General features: G+C 48.5%; 9 protein-coding genes. All 9 read left to right on the top strand.

Annotated elements, in window-relative coordinates; translation table 11 throughout:
- Positions 1–24 precede the first annotated feature (24 nt).
- The 9 genes from DN748_RS14615 to DN748_RS14575 all read left to right on the top strand — a co-directional run bounded on the left by DN748_RS14615 (position 25) and on the right by DN748_RS14575 (position 19,284).
- Positions 25–3,150, top strand: coding sequence for a SusC/RagA family TonB-linked outer membrane protein (locus tag DN748_RS14615; protein ID WP_112372614.1), 3,126 nt, complete (start codon positions 25–27; stop codon positions 3,148–3,150).
- A gap of 20 nt (positions 3,151–3,170) precedes the next feature.
- Positions 3,171–4,889, top strand: coding sequence for a RagB/SusD family nutrient uptake outer membrane protein (locus tag DN748_RS14610; protein WP_112372570.1), 1,719 nt, complete (start codon positions 3,171–3,173; stop codon positions 4,887–4,889).
- 22 nt (positions 4,890–4,911) lie between these two features.
- Positions 4,912–7,497 (top strand): heparinase II/III domain-containing protein, encoded by a 2,586-nt coding sequence (locus DN748_RS14605; protein WP_201741490.1) that lies wholly within the window; start codon positions 4,912–4,914, stop codon positions 7,495–7,497.
- Between the two features lie 85 nt (positions 7,498–7,582).
- On the top strand, positions 7,583–9,046 hold the full coding sequence (locus DN748_RS14600; RefSeq protein ID WP_112372569.1) for a sulfatase-like hydrolase/transferase: 1,464 nt from the start codon (positions 7,583–7,585) through the stop codon (positions 9,044–9,046).
- A 29-nt stretch (positions 9,047–9,075) separates the two neighbouring features.
- Positions 9,076–10,665: a sulfatase family protein gene (locus tag DN748_RS14595; RefSeq protein WP_410528314.1), complete on the top strand. Its 1,590-nt coding sequence runs from the start codon at positions 9,076–9,078 to the stop codon at positions 10,663–10,665.
- 462 nt (positions 10,666–11,127) lie between these two features.
- The gene (locus DN748_RS14590; protein WP_112372568.1) at positions 11,128–12,246 is read left to right on the top strand and encodes a formylglycine-generating enzyme family protein; all 1,119 of its coding nucleotides are present in this window, start codon (positions 11,128–11,130) and stop codon (positions 12,244–12,246) included.
- 10 nt (positions 12,247–12,256) lie between these two features.
- A complete protein-coding gene (locus DN748_RS14585) occupies positions 12,257–15,511 on the top strand; it encodes a SusC/RagA family TonB-linked outer membrane protein (RefSeq protein WP_112372567.1) in 3,255 nt (1,084 codons plus the stop codon).
- A gap of 16 nt (positions 15,512–15,527) precedes the next feature.
- Positions 15,528–17,366 carry a RagB/SusD family nutrient uptake outer membrane protein gene (locus DN748_RS14580; protein WP_112372566.1) on the top strand — a complete coding sequence of 613 codons (1,839 nt, stop codon included), beginning with the start codon at positions 15,528–15,530 and terminating at the stop codon, positions 17,364–17,366.
- A gap of 25 nt (positions 17,367–17,391) precedes the next feature.
- On the top strand, positions 17,392–19,284 hold the full coding sequence (locus tag DN748_RS14575; protein WP_112372565.1) for a heparinase II/III domain-containing protein: 1,893 nt from the start codon (positions 17,392–17,394) through the stop codon (positions 19,282–19,284).
- Positions 19,285–19,297 lie beyond the last annotated feature (13 nt).

Genomic DNA, 19,297 nt, shown 5'->3' with positions numbered 1-19,297 from the left:
TCTGGAAGCAAAAAAATATTATGTATGAAACCAATCAAACTCTTATTATTGTTGTTTTTTATCCCTGTAGTTGGTGTTTTTGCACAAACCACCATTACGGGTACGGTCACAGATGATAAAGGTGTGCCCATACCGGGGGCCAATGTTATTGTAAAAGGCAGTCCGCGGGGCACTACCACAGATTTCGATGGAAATTACACCATCGATAATATCGAACAATCCGATATCCTGGTTTATTCCTATATAGGTTTTCAAAGGGTTGAAAAGAATGTATTTGGGCAGAAAGTCATAAATGTCACACTCGAGTCGGATGAAGTAGCTCTTGATGAAGTTGTGGTTATCGGGTATGAAACGGTGAGGAAAAAAGACCTTACCGGTTCGGTATCCGTAATAGATCCTGAAGAGCTTGCAGTTACCGCAACGTCTAATTTTGACGAAGCCCTGGCAGGCCGGGCGGCCGGAGTGCAGGTTACGTCGAGCGACGGAACGCCGGGAAGTAATCAAAAGATAGTGATCCGGGGAGGAAATTCGATTACCGGGGATAATTCGCCCTTGTATGTGGTGGATGGCATCCCTCTCGAGGGGTTTGACCCCTCCAGCCTTAATACCCGCGACATTGAGAGTTTTGATATTCTCAAGGATGCTTCTGCTACGGCCATTTACGGTTCCCGCGGGGCTAATGGGGTAATCGTTATCAATACCCGTAGCGGGCGGACCGACGGAAAGACGGATATAAGCATAGGTTCGTTTTCCTGGATACAGGTTATCCCCAACAGGTTAGAGGTGTTGGGTCCGTATGAATTTGCAAAATACCAGGAAAAACTGGCTTATGCTGATGACAGCTATGCGCCGGGACAGAATGTAAGACAATTCAAAACCAGCTGGGTTGATCCTGAATTGTACAGGAATATGAAGGGAACAGACTGGCAGGACGAAATTTTCAGGACAGCGTATACCAGTAACCATACCCTTTCCCTGAGGGCAGGAAATGAAAAGACCACCCTGTATTACAGCGGAAATTTTTTAGATCAGGAAGGAACCCTTATCCACACGGGGTTTAGAAAGATCAACAATCGGTTGAAATTTACACACAAGGTAAGGGAGAACTTTAAGGTCCACGGGCAGATCGATTACAGCAAGATAAAGAGTACGGGTTTGCAGGTTTCCGGTAGTACGAGGACCAGTGTGATACGGGATGCGGTTTCCTTCAGACCGGTAGATCCCATAAACTGGAGCAATGATGAAGAAAGCGTCATACAGGACCAGGATCCCTATCTGTACGACCCCGTGAAAACACTGGAAAATACCGACAGGGAGGTAAGCAGGGACGTACTTTCCGGAACCCTGGGATTAAATTATGATTTTTTAGATAAATTCAGCCTGACGGTCAGCGGAAACTATAGGACCACCACCCAGAAAAGCTCTGTCTTCTACAACGAAGATACCCAGCAGGCTTCCAGGACCAACCGGGGGATTCACGGTTTGATATCGAACACGAGGTGGGATATACTTTCTACCTCAAATACACTGAAATTCAACGACAGCAAAGGAGATCATGTATATGGCGCACTGATAGGGATGGAGGCCCAGTACAGTACGAGGGAGGCCTATAACCTGGAAAACAGGAATATTCCCACCGACCAGTTCGGCATCGATAACCTGGGTATCGCAACAACGGCAACAATAGCCGGGTCTTCTCATTCTGCCAATGCCCTGTTGTCTTACTTCGGAAGGGTCAATTATACCTATAAAAGTCGTTACCTGGCAACAGTTAATTTCAGGGCCGACGGATCATCAAAATTCCGGAAAGAGAACAGGTGGGGATATTTCCCGTCTTTTTCACTTGCCTGGAGAGTGTCTGAAGAGAAATTTATGCAGTCTGTTGATGCCGTATCCGATCTAAAGATAAGAGCGGGTTGGGGAGTGACAGGAAATAACCGTATCGGTGACTTTGAAGCGTATAACATGTTTTCTGTCAATACATCCAGTGGATATGTTTTAGGGACTAACCAGGCCTTCTCTCCCGGTGCTTACCAGAGTAATATGGCGGTCCCCGATCTGCGTTGGGAAACTACTGCCCAGACCAATATAGGCCTTGACCTGTACCTTTTTGACAGGCTCAATCTTACCGTGGATTTTTATGAAAAAAGGACAACGGACCTGCTCCTGGATGCCGACATGGCGCTCAGTACCGGATTTGACCGGGTACAGCAAAACGTAGGAGAAGTGTCTAACAGGGGAATAGAGTTCGCTTTGAGTTCACAAAATATCAGGAATGAACGGTTCCGGTGGGAGACGGATTTTAATATAGCGTTCAATAAGACCAGGACAGAGAAGCTGAACAGCGGACAGAATGAACTGCTTATAGATCCGGGTTGGGACCTGCAGTTTCTGCAGACGGAATACCAGTATATTACCAGGGTAGGGCACCCGGTAGGGATGATGTACGGACTTGAATTTGACGGTATCTATCAGCAGGAAGATTTTCTTCAGACTAACGACGGAAATTATGAACTGAAGGAAGGTGTGCCGAGTTATCGCACTGCAATGCGGCCCGGAATGGTAAAATTCAGGGACCTGAACGGTGATGGTATAATCAATGAAGACGACCGGACCATTATCGGAAATCCGCAGCCAAAGCACATCGGCGGATTGACCAATACCTTTACGATAGGATCTTTTGATTTTCAGTTCCTGCTGCAATGGGCCTATGACTTCGATATATTAAATGGTAATAAATCGGAATTCGGGAGCATATACAGGCCAAACAGGAACGGCCTGACATCCCTTGCCGAGATCTGGACACCGACCAACACGGATACCGATATAGGGGGAATGCGATTTGACGGGGTAAACCTGACGACTCCGTATGGCTATAAACTGGATACCCGGCATATTGACGACGGGTCTTACCTAAAGCTTAAAACCGTGGTTCTCGGATACAGCCTTCCGGGAGATATACTGGAGAAATTCAAGATCAAAAAGTGCAGGTTGTCCATTTCGGCACAAAACCTTTATACCTGGACCAACTATGAAGGATACAATCCTGATGTTTCGGTCGGAAGGTTCGGTGCTCTGACCCCAAGGCTTGATTATTCGGCCTATCCGCAAAGTATAACGCTGTCCGGAGGGATTGAACTTACATTTTGAAAAAACAATAAAACAGACACATGAAAACAAAGAATATTTACTTCGCAATAATGTTCCTGACCGTTTTTACGTTTACGGGCTGTTCCGATTTTCTGGAAGTAGAACCCAAGTCTTCATGGAAAGCCGAATCCTTTTATTCTTCCAGAGAAGAGGCGGAGCTGGCCATGTCGGGGATCTATGGTACCCTTGCAAATGACGACGTATACGGACAGCGGTTTAATATCCTTCTTGAAGCCGGAACGGATGAAACCTATACCAATGATCCCAATAACCCTACCTGGGATGCAGCTAAATATGCACACACCTCATCGGATGATGCCATTAAAGGCATATGGCTGAGGTTCTATACCTGTATTCAACTGGTCAACCAGTTTGAAACCAACCTGAACCCGGAGATGTTCACTACCGAAGAATATAACAGCCTCCTGGCCAAGGCGCGCTTTATGAGGGGGTTTTGCTATTTTACATTGGCCAACTGGTTCGGGCCGGTACCTTTGAGGCTAACCCCCAGTTCTTCCCAGGAAGACAACAATGTACCCCCGTCCCCGGTATTTGAGGTCTATACCCAGGCGGAACAGGACTATTTGTTTGCTGCCGAACACCTGGTACACGCCAAGAGTTCGGAATATATACCGGGGGAACCCAATAAAATGGCAGCCCACGGCCTGTTGGCCCGTTTGTATTTAAGAATGGGCGGATTCCAGCCCTACCTGTCCGAAAATGATGCTGAGAGTTATTTTGAGAACAACCAGCAATATTTCGAAAAAGCCCGGGAGCAATGCGAGATCATTATCAATGACGGCTGGCACGGTATTGTACCTTACAGCGCCGATCCCCTGAGCTACAGGAACCATTTCCTTAGTTACCTGCAGGACAGGTACGACCTGAAAGAGTCGTTGTTTGAGATTTCTTTCGGTAATTTTCAGAGTATGGGGCTGGATGTCCACGGGAGACTGGGCAATGTGAATGGAGTGGAGTTTGTAGGCACCCAGGATATTCCGCGTGGTTTTTGTAAAGTAAATGTGGGTTTACCGGTTTATAACATCTATTCCCAGGAAGACATGAGAAGAGAGTGGAATATTGCCGGCTACCGGAATAAGTATTCCAGTGCCAACCAGGCATATACCATGAGCTATATTTTCGATTTTCCCTTACACCAGGAATACGGGATAGGGAAGTTCAGAAGATGGGAACCGGCAAATATCGAAGCTTTAAAAGCGGGTAACATGACAGATGCAGCCTATACGATTCTCAATAATACCCCCGGTTCGGATACCGATCCTAATTTTACAAGTATCAATTTTCCCATCTTAAGGTATTCGGATGTATTGTTAATGCATGCAGAAGCCGTTATCGGTGGCAGGTTCGGGACTGCACCGGCCAATGATGCGGCGGTGAACGATCTGAATATGGTAAAGGAAAGGGCCGGCCTGGACCCGTATACGGGAAGCCTTAACCACGACGATTTTTTTAAGGAAATTGTAGATGAGAGGTTACGGGAATTATGCTTTGAGGGGCTTAGGAAACAGGACCTGATCCGATGGAACCTTCTTGAGGAAAAACTGACGGAGACCAACGAAGCTATTAAGAATCATGCGCTCTACGTCAATAATAATCAGTACCACCAAACCTATCTGTCACCCGGTATTAATTTTGACAGAAGCAAACACTTCTTTTTGCCTTACCCTTTACAGGAAACCCTTATCAACCAGAGCCTTGGTCAAAGAACAGGATGGTGATTATTGACAAAAACGTAAACTAATGAAGATGGTATTTTCCATAAATTTAAGGGGTAAGGATAATAAATACAACGGTGCTTTAAGGGGAATCCTTATATTATGTGTGTTTATTTCATGTCTCCTGACCCATGCACAAAACACTGCATCGGCACTTTCTTATAACTACTCCGCAATTGCTGCCCATCCCAGGCTTTTACTAAGTGAGGAAGGTGAAAAAATACTGAGATCATCACTGAAGAGAAACCCGGAATTTAAAAAAATAGATACCTATATACATCAGGTTTCCGATAATTTGCTCGGAGAAGCCCCCCTGGTTTTTAAGAAAAAAGGTAAAAGACTATTGGCAGTTTCCCGAAAGGCACTGACCAGGCTCTATTATTTGTCCTATAGTTACCGCATGACCGGGGATAAAAAATACCTGCACAGGGCGGAAAAAGAACTGAATGCTCTCTGTGCTTTCGAAAGCTGGAATCCTTCCCATTTCCTCGATGTGGGCGAAATGTGTATGGCTGTTTCCATAGCTTACGATTGGCTCTACGATGACCTGGAAGAAAGTACCCGGGAAAATGTGCGCCAGGCCATTCTGAAAAAAGCCTTTGAACCTTCGTATGTAAAAGATAATGCCTGGTTTCTCGAAAGACACAGTAACTGGAATTCTGTCTGTAATGCGGGATTGGTTTATGGGGCCCTGGCCATTATGGAAAGCGAAAAAGAGCGATCCGTGGCCATTATTGAAAGAGCTTTAAAATCAAATCGTTTACCCCTGGAGGCTTACGGACCTGATGGAAATTATCCGGAAGGGCCGGGCTACTGGAATTACGGCACCACATTCCAGGTGATGCTGATCGCAGCCCTGGAAAGCGCACTGGGGTCTGATCATGGCCTGTCAGAAGCGCCGGGCTTCCTGGAATCAGCCAATTATATGCTCTTTGCCGGGGGACCTTCGGGAGATTACTTTAATTATTACGACTGTGGAAAAAGTCAGACTGCACGCTCCTCCATGTTCTGGTTTGCACAAAAACTGAATAATCCGTCTCTGATATACCAGGAGATCGATATGATCAGAAAGGGAGTGTATACCAGCGTTGTTTCATCAGATATCGAAAGAGTCTTACCAAATACACTTGTCTTTGGAAAAGAGCTCACGCTGTCTGACGTAAAAGTACCATCACAAATGATGTTCACCGGGCACGGGATTACCCCGGTATCTTTTGTACGGACAAGCTGGGATGACACCAAGGGAAAATATCTGGGAATCAAGGGAGGAAGTGCTTCCGACGGACATTCGCACATGGACCAGGGTACCTTTGTATACGATGTAGGCAGGTTGAGATGGGCTATGGATTTTGGCCTCCAGAGCTATATTACCCTCGAATCCGAAGGCGTAGATCTCTGGAACCAGGACCAGGATGCCCAAAGATGGGATATATTCAGGTATAATAACCTGAATCATAACACCTTGACGATTAATAACCAGCGACATAATGTTGAAGGAAGGGCAGCGATTATAGAAACATATGAAGAAAAGTATGAGCAGGGAGCAAAAATTGACCTGACCCCTGTGCTGAACCTTGACAATGAGTTAAAAAAGGCGACCAGGAAAGCAGTTATAGTGGACGATTCCTATCTCAGGATAGAAGATGTTATCGAGACTGATGATAAAGCTGTCGATCTGAGATGGAATATGGTAACCCCCGCATCTGCCGAGATTATCGACAAGAATACCATCGTACTTTCACAGGCCGGGAAAACCATGTTGTTACAGGTGGTGTCCGAGATTCCCGTACAAATGGCCATCAGGCTCTCGGAAACCCCCCCGGAATATAAACGCGAATTCGATAACAAGTATTATGAAGCCTACAACCAGAAGAACGAAGGTACGGTAATGGTCGGGTTTGATGTCAGTTTACCTCCGGGTACCCGTAACCGGTTTGTTGTAAAACTCGTGGAGGGGATACCTGACATCACCCTGAAAAAAAACACGTTTATTCTCGATGCCCCTGACCCCAGCAGTGCTGCGGAAGGTAACAAACGTTTTTACAGTACATCCACCATAGGTATCAGTAATGAGGGATATACTTATGTTATGGACACCCCGGACTGGCAACCCTATGGGGTTACCGATATCGGCGAACTTGCGAACAAAGCCTTCAGGTTCAGGATTCATGCCAAAAGAATTGCCGGGGGTACTGTTCAGGATGCCGGCATAGACCGGTCTGCAGACGGTCAATTAGGGGTCAGGGGAGGAGACGGGAATGGTATTGACCGGAATGAAGGGTATTTTATAGGAATAGACCTGAGTGAAATGCCGTCTTCGGTACGATTCAGGCTTACCGGGATAGGGTTTACCCATCTGGATGCCTCTGAGGCCTGCACCATTGTCAACCAGGAAAAGAGGGGGAGCATGCTTGTCTTTTCGGGCAAGGACAGAAAGAATACCAGGAAGGTGCAGATCACTTCCGGGCATCAGCGTAAACTGGCGGATGTTTCCGGCCTGGATATTTCACTTCAGGGGGGCAGGGACTACAAAGATTTCCTCTCCCTTTTCAATACGGGAAAAAAAGGGAATTTCAGAATTTCTTCTTTCCAGTTCGAAATAGAAGAATAGCAGGGATAGCAAGAGATTATAAATGATTGTACAATGTATAAAAACATATGAGATTTTACTGAATTAATGCTTAAACGAAAATGTTATGGTAAAAAAAACAATTGTAGTTATACTCGGTTTAGGGCTTTTGGCACTGGAAAGCTGTATGGGAGTTTCCGGGAAACATACTGAGCAAAAGCCCAATATCCTGTTTATACTTATCGATGATATGGGATATGGCGACCTGCCGGGGTACGGGAATACTGAGGTCAGTACTCCCCATATGAACAAATTGGCAGCAGAGGGGCTGAGTTTTAAACAATTTTACGTAAATTCCCCCATTTGTTCCCCTTCAAGGGTTTCTTTTATGACGGGGCAGTATCCGAGTCGCTGGGGTATTACCTCGTATATACACGACCGGAGATCGAACATGGAGCGGGGAATGAAAAACAGCCTGGATATACAGGCACCTACGGTGGCAAGGGCAATGAAAAAGGCTGGGTATTACACCGCTCATATAGGTAAGTGGCATATGGGAGGCGGACGTGATATAGCAGATGTTCCTTTAATTACGGATTACGGTTTTGACGAATCGGTAACACAGTTTGAAGGTCTGGGAGAGCGTTACCTGGCAAAGTTTGAAACCCTGGAACTGGGAGACGATCCGGAGCGTCCTGACCTGGAATCGCAATCGGCCAGGCTGGGAAAAGGTGATATCCACTGGATAAAAAGGGAGAATTTCACCCGGGTTTTTGTAGACCGGGTAATACAGGCAATAAAAAATGCGGGGGAAGAGGGAAAACCCTTTTACATTAATTTATGGCCTGATGATATCCATACTCCCCTGGAACCTCCTAAAGACCTCCGGGGTGATGCGTCGAGAAAAGCCAGGTTCCTGGGAGTGATGCAGGAAATGGACACCCAATTGGGAAGGTTGTTTGATTTTATAAAAAATGATCCGGAATTGTCTGAGAATACGCTGATTGTTTTGACCAGTGATAATGGGCCGGATGTGGGAGTAAATAAGGCGGGACACCTGAGGGGGAATAAAACCCAGTTGTATGAAGGAGGGGTCAGGGAACCCATGATCACATGGTTTCCGAGGGTGATGCCCGCAGAAAAACAGGGAAGTGTGAATTCGAAAGCTGTTTTCTCTGCGATAGATATGTTACCGTCATTTGCGAAGATTGGCGGTGTTGCCTATGGAGAGGGACTGCAAATTGACGGTACGGATGTTTCAGAGGTACTGCTGGGCAAGGCTGCACAGGCCGAGCAGAAAGCGTTGTTCTGGATCCGCCCTCCCGACAGACCCGGACTGTTCGGTAAAAATGACCCTGATCTTGCCGTGAGGGAAGGAAAATATAAACTTGTGATGGATGTGGACGGAAGTAATGTACGGTTGTACGACCTTAGTGCCGATGAAGAAGAATCTGTCGATATCGCCGATAGAAACCGGGAAAAAGCAGATGCGTTGAAGGGGAAGCTTCTGGATTGGTATAATCACTATCCCCATGATATTGACAGGGAGATTTATGAAAGGCATTGCGACCGTTACAGTTATGACGAGTAACCAAGTAATTTAAACCAAATATATCAAAAATGAAATGCTATCCTGTGAATAAGAGGGGGCGGGGAATATTTGTTCCTGCCCTTTTGATGTTGGGAATCCTGATGATGACCAGTTGCCAGAACGGTAAAAAACAAACCCGCCAGGAAACGGAAGAAGAACCGTCAAAGCCCAATGTGGTCATTTTTTACCTGGACGACCTGGGGTACGGAGACCTCAGCTGTTACGGGGCCACGGAGATCAGGACTCCCAATATAGACGGGCTGGCAGAAGGCGGAGTGCGTTTTACCGACGGGTATGCTACCTCGGCTACCTGTACCCCGAGCAGGTATGCCATTCTTACGGGGATGTACCCCTGGCGTAATAAGGGGGCCAAAATACTTCCCGGAACCGCACCTTTGCTGATCTCGACGACCCAGAAGACCTTGCCGAAAATGTTTAAGTCACAGGGCTATGCCACGGGAATTGTCGGTAAATGGCACCTCGGGCTCGGAACTGGACAGATCGACTGGAACCGGCATATCTCGCCGGGGCCCAACGAAGTGGGGTTTGATTATTCCCATATCATGGCCGCTACCCAGGACCGTGTGCCTACGGTATATATCGACAACGGCGATGTGGTAGGGCTGGACCCCGAAGACCCGATCGAGGTGAACTACAAGGAAAATTTTGAAGGGGAGCCCACCGCCCTTACCCATCCGGAACTGTTGAAGATGAAATGGCACCACGGGCACAATAACAGCGTGGTCAACGGGATCCCGAGGATTGGTTTTATGAAAGGAGGAGAGGCCGCAAAGTGGAAGGATGAAGACATGGCAGATCATTTTCTGGAAAAGGCGCAGCAGTATGTAAAAGATCATAAAGACGGGCCTTTCTTTCTGCACTATACCTTGCAGCAGCCCCATGTGCCGAGAACACCACATCCGCGCTTTGCCGGTAAATCCGGTCTGGGGCCGCGCGGCGATGTGATCCTGGAGGCCGACTGGGTGATCGGGGAGTTTATGAAAACCCTTGAAGAGGAAGGAGTCCTGGAAAATACCCTCGTCATTTTCAGCAGTGATAACGGCCCTGTGCTGAACGACGGTTACGTTGACGGTGCCGAAGAATTAAAAGGGAATCACGATCCGAAAGGCGGGCTTCGGGGCGGTAAGTACAGCCTGTTCGAAGCCGGAACAAGAGTACCGTTTATCACGTACTGGAAAGGCAGGATACAACCCCGTGTTTCGGATGCCCTCATTTGCCAGATGGACCTGCTCGCTTCCCTGGCCAAACTGGCAGGTACGGAGGAAAAGGATACGGATAGCGAGGAAATGTTATCTGTCTTGCTGGGAGAAAGTGACAAGGGCAGGGAGTCCCTGGTCCTTGAGGCTACTTCCAGAACAGCATTCAGGAAGGGCGATTGGGTGATGATCCCTCCTTACGAAGGGCCTGCACTCAGTAAACAGGTCAATATAGAATTGGGTAATGCAGATGAATTCCAGTTGTACCATCTTACCGACGACAAGGAACAGCAGGACAATCTCGCCCGGTCAGAACCGGAAAAACTGAAAGAAATGGTAACCGGTTTTGAGGCCATCCGGGGAAAAGACTACGGTACCACGGAACAACTCGAACTGAAATAGGAAATATCCGTATGTAATTCCCGGACAATCCCGGGTAAAACAAAAACGGATACCTTAACCGGACACCGGGATTGCGGAGGTAAATGAAAGTTTACACCTGCAGTCCCGGTGTCCGGTTTTTTAGTCCGGCCGGATGGCCGGCTGATACAACGAGGTAGGGTATTGACCGACGGTTTCCGGTCCGTATCGGTTTTGTATATGTTAAAAAATACCCTTTTTAATTAATGAAAAACAAATAAAATAGCCATAAAGTTGTGTGTATGGTGTAAAATGCTCCGTAAAATGTGTAAAATAATAATCCGGCTTTGTTTGGTTTCTATTGTAAGATTTTGATAATCAGCGTCTTTGTTATAAGGTAAGATCTTTGATGTTTTCCGGAAGATTTTACCTCATGTAATATCTCCCGGTCGGCTACATTTGATTCGGATATTCAATCAATCACAACTTTAAATTAATAACCTTATGACAAGACAATATCTGAAAAAGGCCGGCCTTCTTATGGGCGGAGCCTGTATGGCCTTGTGCCTCGGAACGGTTTCCTGTTCCGATAGCGACGAAACGGAAACAGAAAAGGAATTTGTACTTCCTCCCATCATGTACCCGGCAGAATACGATGCCGATACGGGAGTAGCAACCCTTACCTGGGACCCGGTGGACAATGCCAGTGGGTACATGGTGTATTATACCGACGATGCCTCGGCTCCGGCAGCGTCGTACGAGGTATTGGGAGATGCCCCCCTTACGGAAACTTCCGTGAGAGATACCGCCATTCCCGTCGGGACGACCAGGATATACATGGTGCAGGCCGTTACCGGTAATGGCGAAAGTGAGCTGAGCGAACCTATTATCCTCGCCGTAAATAATACCGGAAACGATCTGATAGACGGGATATGGGACGACATGATCGAGGTAGAAGGAGGGACATTTACCATGGGAGGTTATAAATCGGATGAGCAACCACACCACGAAGTCGCGTTATCCTCTTTTAAAATGATGAAGTTCGAACTCACCCAGGAAATTTTCGAAGCTTTGGGATATACGAATCCCAGCAAGGACATCGGTCCGAAAATCCCGGTAAACCAGGTAAGGTGGGTGCTGGCCAGGGATTTTGTAAACAAGCTGAACGGTGTAACCAATATGAACTTCCGTCTTCCTACGGAAGCGGAATGGGAATACGCTGCGCGGGGAGGAAAACTCGATCAGGACGGGGATTTTCCCGGTTTTAATAATCCTGATCTCATAGATGACTACGTGTACAGGAGTGCTTCCGGGCAACCTGTGGAGGTAGGGAGTAAACAACCCAATGAACTCGGTTTATACGATATGGCCGGGAATGTGGCGGAATGGTGCTCCGATTTTTTTGACCCGGATTACTATACTTCGGATGCCGCAACAGACCCCCGCGGACCGATAGAACCCATCAGTACAGATAGTCTCCGTGTGGTACGCGGAGGAGGTGTCAATCATGAAAGCGCTTCGGAAGAGACCTTTCTCATGGTGCATGAGCGTTCTTCCCGTGCACAGGAAAGTTCACACAGTGCCCTGGGTTTCAGGTTGGTTCACAGTTTGAAAAAACAATAAACGCAAACAGATGAAAATGATATTTAATACCGAAAGGAGCAGTGTGCTGCAGCCTCTTGTTATGCTGTTGTTCCTGCTGTGCACAGAAAGCCTGCTGGCCCAGAACATGGAAATATCGGGAACAGTGGTAGACGATCTCGGGGCCCCCATGCCCGGGGTTACCGTACTTGTAAAGGGAACCGGTAACGGGACTTCTACCGATTTTGACGGGAAATACACCATACAGGTCGCAGGGGAGAACGACATACTGGTCTTTTCCTATATAGGTTTCGAGACCCGGGAAGTTCCCGTAGGAACACAGACTTCTGTAGATATGACGATGGAACCCAAAACAGATCAGCTGGACGAAATTGTGGTAGTGGGGTACGGAACACAGAAAAAGGTGAATCTCACCGGTTCCGTGGCCACGGTAAATTTTGACGATGAGCTGACCAGCCGTTCGGTGACCAATATTTCTTCGGCCCTGGGCGGGCTTGCAGCGGGGGTCAATGTCATGCAGGGGTCCGGCCAGCCGGGGAGTGATAATGCTACCATCAGGATCAGGGGAACAGGAACCCTGAACAACAGCGATCCGCTCGTATTGGTAGACGGTTTTGTTTCCGATATGAACAACGTCAATCCCAGTGATATCGAAAGTATTTCGGTGCTGAAAGATGCTGCAGCCTCGGCCATTTACGGGTCGCGGGCAGCCAACGGGGTGATCCTGGTCACCACGCGTAAGGGTAAGGGCAAACCTACCTTTAACTATTCGGGGATGCTCTCTTTCCAGGAGCCGCTGAATACCGTGAATATGGTAAGTGATTACGCCCGGCACATGGAGCTGATCAATGAAGGCCTCGAAAACATGCAGCGCCCCATGCAATTTTCACAGGGCAGTATTGACGCCTGGAGAAATGCGGGGCAAAACCCTAATGAGCTCAATGAGTACGGAGTGCCCAACTACATCGCTTATCCCAATACCGACTGGTTTGATGAAGTATTCAACCAGGGCATTATGCAGAAACACGACTTTTCTGTTTCCGGAAGTTCTGATAAGGTGAAGTATTACCTTTCGATGGGGTATCTCAATAACGAAGGGATCATGGAAAATTCCGGAATGGAACGTTACCAGTTCAGGGTAAACCTGGAAAGTGAGCTGAATGACTGGCTCACTGTGGGAACCCGTGTTTTCGGACTGCGGCAGCACAAAGGGATGGCCAATGTGGGCAGGGGTTTTGAATTCCTGGATAAGACTACCCCGGGTATTTATCCCGGAACCGAAGATAAATGGGGGGTCCCGGCGCTTATCGTGGAAGAGTCGTCCAATGCCAATAATATTTTCGAAAAAATGGCAAGGGGCGGATACGACAGGATGTTCCGGCTTAACGCCGCCATTTACGGTATTGTAAAACTCGCCGACAACCTCACGCTGGAACCCAGTTTTAACTACGCGCCCGAATGGGGCGATTATGCTACGTGGGGAGTACAGAAGGGACGCTGGGATTATGTGCAGGATATCCGGCAGGACAAAACCGATCTCGGGATACAGAATATTTACAACAGCTCTTTCAAGAGGGCACAGTATATCTCCGATGTATTGCTGCGGTACTCCACACAGATCAATGAAGACCACAATCTCGATCTGCTGGCAGGTAATAATATCCAGTATTACAATGAGAGCAGCTTTAATGCCACTGCCCAGGGCATGGCAGACTGGAGCCTTCATGAGCTCGGTACGGCAACCGAAGTGCTGAACGCCAACGGTACCCAGACCGACTGGGCGCTGATATCCTATTTCGGAAGGGTAAACTACAATTTTAAGCAGCGGTATCTTTTCGAATTCAATATAAGGGCTGACGAATCTTCCCGTTTTCATCCCGATTCCAGGCTGGGGGTATTCCCGTCCTTTTCCGCAGGTTACCGGATCTCGGACGAACCCTTCATGGAAAGCTTTTCCGATGTATTCCAGGACATCAAGATCAGGGGGTCCTGGGGGCAACTGGGGAATAACAGTGTAGGCAACTACGCATGGCAGTCGGTATATGGCCTGGTAAAACAGGTAATAGGCGGGCAGCCGGCAACCGGCCTGGCCGTAACCAAGATAGGAAACAATTACCTCGAGTGGGAAAGCACCACGACGACCAATATAGGGCTGGACCTGTCTACATTCGGCCAGCGGCTCAATGCTACCGTCGACCTTTATAACAAGGATACCGACGGCATACTGTATGTGCCTGACATGCACGTGACCATGGGAACCGCTACAGGTTCTACCCAGAACCTGGCTTCGGTAAGGAACAGGGGAGTAGAGGTAAACCTGGGCTGGAGAGACCACATCGGTGACTTCAATTATGAAGTACAGGGGAATTTCTCGGCAAACGACAATATGGTCACCCGTTTCCGCGGTCCGGTAGAACGGGGCTGGACGGAAGACGGGGAATATAAAAGTAATGTGGGGGAAACGATGCAAAACGGTTTCGGTGGTGTTATAGCCGAAGGACATACGCTGGGGGAATATTTTCTGCATACCCTCTACACGGGAGACGGAAGGTACCCGGGATCGGGAGAAGCCGGGATGGACCAGGGCCCGCAGGACGGAATGATCAGGAATGGGTATAACCTGAAGTGGGTGGAACAGATGGTAAACCAGGGATATACTTTCGTGGGAAGTAATATCGTATCTCCTAACGGACTGTATCTCGGGGACCTCGTATATGCCGATAACAACGGCGACGGAGATTACGGAAATGAGAATGACAAGCAGTTTACCGGAAAATCATCTATTCCCAAATACAACTTCGGGCTACAGCTTTCGGCCAGTTACAGGGGATGGGACATGGCTATGGTATGGGGAGGAAGTGCCGGTTTTCACCTGTACTGGAACCAGGATTTCTACAACGCCACCCGAACGGTAAATGGCAACCCGTTATCCGAACGTATCGCCAATGACCATTTCTTTTACGATACTGCCAGTCCTGAAGACCCCAGGACGAATCAGGATGCCACATTTCCCCGGCTTACGGATGCCACGGAGCGCACCAACGACCTCTCCAGTACGTTCTGGTTGTACAATGCTTCTTTCGTAAAGCTGAGAAACCTGCAGATCGGATACCGGTTCCCGGACAAGGTACTGGAGCAGTTCGATATCAGCAAGCTCAGATTGTATTTTTCCGGGGAGAACCTGCTGACCATTACAGACTACCCGGGGATAGATCCGGAGATCGGGGCAAGCGTCAATTATCCTACCCTGAGACAGATGGCACTGGGTATACAGTTGCAGTTTTAAAAAGACAAATTCAGTTATGGAAAAAACAAGAATAATAAAGGTTAAATATCTTATCGTATTGCTGGCGGCCACAGTAGCCGGGTGCGGCAAGGATTTTCTGGATACCGCCCCGTATAACGATATCACCACTGCCAATATGTGGACTTCCGAAGAGCTGGCAGATAAGGGGGTAAACGGTATTTTCAACGTGTTTAGAAATGCCAATGTGTCCAATACCACCGGGGGATTGCTGGAAGTGGCGCTGATGGAAGGATCGGGCTTTACCAGCCAGTTCTATAAGAACAATTTCACCTACCAGTTCCTTACCGGTGATGTAACACCGAATTATCAGATCATACAGAATACCTGGAGAAGGCATTACGAAGGCGTCCATCGCTGTAACGATGCCATTGCAAACCTCGAAAAGGCGCCGCTGTCTGAAGAAAAGTACAACAGGTTGCTTTCCGAAGCTACGTTTATGAGGGCCTATTTCTATTTCCGGCTGAACCGGTTATACCAGGGCGTACCGATCTATGACGTGCCCATTTCCAATGAAGATGCTGTCAAGACGCAGTCTTCGGCAGACGAGGTATGGCAGTTTTGCATAGACGACCTCACAGCCTGTATAGAGAACCCCCATTTTCCGGAGGCCAACCTGGCAGGAGACTTTTACGGCAGGCCCTCGAAAGCATCGGCCTATGCCCTGAGAGGAATGATCTATATGTGGAAAAAAGACTATGAAAAGGCCATTTCCGATCTCGGAAAGGTCGAAGCCCTGGGGCACGGTATGTTTACCGGAGAATACGGCGATCTCTTTACCCGTGATCATGAACAGGACCCGGAATTCATACTGACCGTTCAGTACGATTCGGAAGCGGGATACGGAGATAACCTCCAGAAGATCATCGGGGGAAGGGACCACTATGACGGGTGGACCGAACTGCAGCCCGCACCCGGTTTTGTGGATTACTACCAGAACAGTGACGGAAGTGAATTCTCCTGGAACGAGGCTTTACCGGGATGGGATCAGCTTACCGTGCAGCAACGGGAAGTGTTTTTCCTGAGAGATAGCCTGCAGACTTCGGATATCAAAGAGAAAAAGGATGCATACGCAGCCGCCAGGAACAGGATAGGTGGAAGCATTGTAGACCAGTATTACCTGAATACGGGGAATGAAGCCCGGATAAAGGCCATTTATGAGCAAAGAGACCCAAGGCTTGTTCAGTCTGTGTTTACCCCATACGATGTGGCCGATTGTTATAGCCCGTATTACAACGGAGGGGAAATGCAATACGGAAAAGTACTGCGCTGGCCCATGATACTCCGGGGAGCCAACGGGGGAGATATGTGGTCTGACAAAAGAGGCTCCCTGTTTTATATGTACCAGAAGTACAACGTCACCGAAAAGGGAGTGCTGATCGACAGGCAGCATTACGATATAGATTATCCCCTGATCAGGATCACGGACGTCTTGCTCTTCCAGGCAGAGGCTTATGCCGAAACGGGACAGGTAGACAATGCTATTGCTATTGTAAACCGCGTGCGGCAGAGAGCGCATATGCCTGCCCTGACCAACGGAGGTTCGGGCCCCAATGCCGTAAACGGCAGGGAAGACATGATAGAGCGTGTGCGCTATGAGCGCAGGGTGGAATTTTGTCTCGAAGGGGTAAATTATTACGATGAAGTACGCTGGGGGATGGATAATTATCAGGAAATGAAATTCGGGGATGCCGGTAGTGCCGGACGAAAATCGGTCTGGGGCGATCCTTCTACCGAGAGGTGGTACTGGGCAGACAGGATCTGGCCGTGGCCCGTTCCTACCAAAGAGATCCAGATGAATGACAACCTGGTGAAAACCCCCGGATGGTTGTATTGAGAAGTATAAAAGCAAAACGGAATATATGAAAAGACTATTGTTAATCGGGTACTATGCAGTTATACTGAGCTGCTTTATGAGCTGTGGAGACAAATCCATGGGGGATCCTGATCCCGGACCGGACCCCAGACCGGTGCCGGATTATCCCGAGGGTACTTTTGACTATGAAAAAGTGGCACCGCATCCCCGCCTTATGATGTCGGAAGAGGCGTTGGAAGACCTGGAAGGGAAAGTTGCCGGCGGGGGAGTACTGGGAGATGTCCACAATTATGTACTGCAGCAGTGCGACATGATGGTAGGGGGCAGTACCCTGACCTATAAGAAAGACGGGAAACGCCTGCTGGCAGTTTCCAGGGAGGCTTTGAAAAGGATCTTTTTCCTGTCTTACGGGTACAGGATGACAGGGTCACAATTATACCTGATCAAGGCCAAAGCCGAATTAAACGCCGTCTGTGATTTTCCGGACTGGAACCCCACTCACTATCTCGATGTGGGGGAAATGACCATGGCGGTAGCCATAGGATACGACTGGCTGTATGATGCATTAGACGAAGGAACCCGGTCAAAGATCCGTTCCGCTATTGTGGAAAAGGCTTTTGAGACCTCAAAGGTATCGAGCTATAATTGGTTCTACGACCGGGAGAATAACTGGAACCAGGTCTGTAATGCCGGACTGGTATACGGTGCTCTGGCCATCCTGGAAGAAGAACCGGAAGCGTCGGTGGCCATTATAGAAAAAGCCCTGGAAACCAACCGGAAAGTACTGGAGATATATGCTCCCGACGGGAACTATCCCGAAGGTCCGGGATACTGGGCCTACGGAACAACTTTTCAGGTGATGATGCTGGCTGCGCTGGATAGCGCTTTTGGTAACGATGCAGGACTCTCCGACACTCCGGGATTTATGGCTTCGGCAGAGTATATGCTATACATGACCGGGCCTTCCGGCCAGTGGTTCAACTATTCCGATTGTGCCAAAACGGCGCAACCCCTGCCCGCCATGTTCTGGTATGCAGGCAAACAGAAGAATGCTTCCCTGCTGTTCGAAGAAAAGGCATTGCTTAACGAAGGAGAGTATTTCAGGAATTTTTCCGAGGAGCGGATACTCCCCCTGGCCCTGATCTACGGAAAGGACCTCAATCTGGACCAGCTTTCTGCCCCGCAGAAAGAAGTGTGGTCAGGCGAGGGCATTACCCCTGTAGTGACGGTCCGGAAGGGATGGGAAGGTGATGACGACAGATACGTAGGGATAAAGGCAGGAGAAGCCTATACCAGCCACGGGCATATGGACGCGGGAGCATTTGTCTATGATATAGGCAATACCCGCTGGGCCGTAGACCTGGGCATGCAGAGTTATGCCGCCGTGGAAGCCGCAGGGGTCGATCTGTGGAATATGGACCAGGATTCCGAACGATGGGATGTATTCCGGCTGCACAACAAAAATCACAATACCATTACCATTAACGGTCAGCGACACAATGTCAGGGGCCGGGCAACGGTACTGGAAGTCTATGATACCGCATCGGAAAAAGGGGCGCTCCTGGATATGACCGATGTCCTTAACCTGTCAGGCGAACTCGTCAGTGCCACCCGGAAGGTGACCCTGGAAAACGGAGATGACCTCAGGGTAGTGGATGTACTGGAAGCAGGCGACACACCGGTGGAGGTATACTGGAACATGATCAGTCCGGGAACGGCGGATATTTCGGACGAGAGTACGGTTACGGTGAGCAGTAACAGCAAACAACTGGATGTACATGTGGTCTCTGATGCCGGGTTTACATTGGAAACGGACAGGGTAATTAATCCTTCTACCAGTTACGAAACCCGGAACAATGGAGTGGAAATGTTCGGTTTCAGAAGCACGGTCCCGGCAAATACCAGGGTCACCTATACCGTAACCCTGAAGGAAAGATAGAAATACACCAGCC

Source organism: Sinomicrobium soli, assembly GCF_003285545.1.
In the GTDB taxonomy this organism is placed as follows: Bacteria; Bacteroidota; Bacteroidia; order Flavobacteriales; family Flavobacteriaceae; genus Sinomicrobium.
The sequence above is the reverse complement of the archived record's forward strand: the minus strand, read 5'-3'. Positions and strand labels throughout refer to the sequence as shown.

Coding starts and splice junctions, on each gene's coding strand:
- DN748_RS14575 (WP_112372565.1), top strand. CDS start 17,392: ATGAAAAGACTATTGTTAATCGGGTACTATGCAGTTATACTGAGCTGC.
- DN748_RS14580 (WP_112372566.1), top strand. CDS start 15,528: ATGGAAAAAACAAGAATAATAAAGGTTAAATATCTTATCGTATTGCTG.
- DN748_RS14595 (WP_410528314.1), top strand. CDS start 9,076: ATGAAATGCTATCCTGTGAATAAGAGGGGGCGGGGAATATTTGTTCCT.
- DN748_RS14585 (WP_112372567.1), top strand. CDS start 12,257: ATGAAAATGATATTTAATACCGAAAGGAGCAGTGTGCTGCAGCCTCTT.
- DN748_RS14600 (WP_112372569.1), top strand. CDS start 7,583: ATGGTAAAAAAAACAATTGTAGTTATACTCGGTTTAGGGCTTTTGGCA.
- DN748_RS14590 (WP_112372568.1), top strand. CDS start 11,128: ATGACAAGACAATATCTGAAAAAGGCCGGCCTTCTTATGGGCGGAGCC.
- DN748_RS14610 (WP_112372570.1), top strand. CDS start 3,171: ATGAAAACAAAGAATATTTACTTCGCAATAATGTTCCTGACCGTTTTT.
- DN748_RS14605 (WP_201741490.1), top strand. CDS start 4,912: ATGAAGATGGTATTTTCCATAAATTTAAGGGGTAAGGATAATAAATAC.
- DN748_RS14615 (WP_112372614.1), top strand. CDS start 25: ATGAAACCAATCAAACTCTTATTATTGTTGTTTTTTATCCCTGTAGTT.